The sequence below is a fragment of the Streptomyces alkaliphilus genome, from assembly GCF_014141535.1.
In the GTDB taxonomy this organism is placed as follows: Bacteria; Actinomycetota; Actinomycetes; order Streptomycetales; family Streptomycetaceae; genus Streptomyces; species Streptomyces alkaliphilus.
In genome coordinates this window covers 1-820 of the sequence record NZ_VKHT01001510.1, presented here as the reverse complement: position 1 = coordinate 820, position 820 = coordinate 1, and the positions used below count along the sequence as shown (strand labels likewise).

Sequence of the window (820 nt, the reverse complement as noted above, 5' to 3'; positions counted from 1 at the left end):
GGGGCCGGTGGCGGGGAAGGACGGAACGACAGGAGACGGGGAGGATCCGGTAGCGGATCGTCCCCGACGGGTAGGACGAGGAATCGACGGGTTCCGCGCTCCGGCGCGGAATCCCGGGGACGCGCCCGGTCCCACGGGGCGGACCGGACGAACGGACGTGGCGCCGCCAGGACGGCGACACGGGGCGACGAGGGGAGGGGCCGTGGACGGTTTCTCGGGACGGGTGCTGGCCGACCGCTATCAACTGCCGCGCCTTCCCACCGACGAGTTCGAACTCGTCGAGTCGAGGGCCTTCGACACGGCCAGTGGCCAGGAGGTGCTGGTCCGACAGGTGCCGCTGCCCGAGGTCGTCGACGCGGAGACGCTCGACGGCGTCCGGCCCGGCGGCCCCGGCGGCCCCGGCGGATACGCCCGGGCCACCCGCACCCCCGACGACCCGGTGGTGCGGCGTGCCGTGGAGGCGGCGGCGGCCACCGCGGGTCTGCCCGACCACGCCCGCCTGGACCAGGTCTTCGACGTCTTCGTGCAGGGCGACGGCCTGTGGATCGTCAGTGAGCTGGTCCCGGCCCGCCCGCTCGCCGCGCTGCTCGCCGAGGCCCCGCTGAACCCCTACCGGGCCGCCGAGGTCGCCGCCGACCTGCTGGCCGCCCTGCGGGTGGTCCACGCGCACGGCTGGGTGCACCGCAACCTCACCGCCCGCACCGTTCTGATCTGCGACGACGGCCGGGCCCTGCTCACCGGCCTGGCCTCCGGCGCGGCGGAGGAGGTGCTGTGCGGGTACGACCCCTTCCCCGCCGGCGGCCCCGCCGCGGGTCCCGAG

At 76.2% G+C, this 820-nt stretch carries 1 protein-coding gene; it reads left to right on the top strand.

What is annotated here, in order from left to right; genetic code table 11:
* Positions 1-202: 202 nt before the first annotated feature.
* Positions 203-820 (top strand): protein kinase (locus FNQ90_RS25385; protein ID WP_182608456.1); only part of this gene is annotated, 618 nt, incomplete at its 3' end.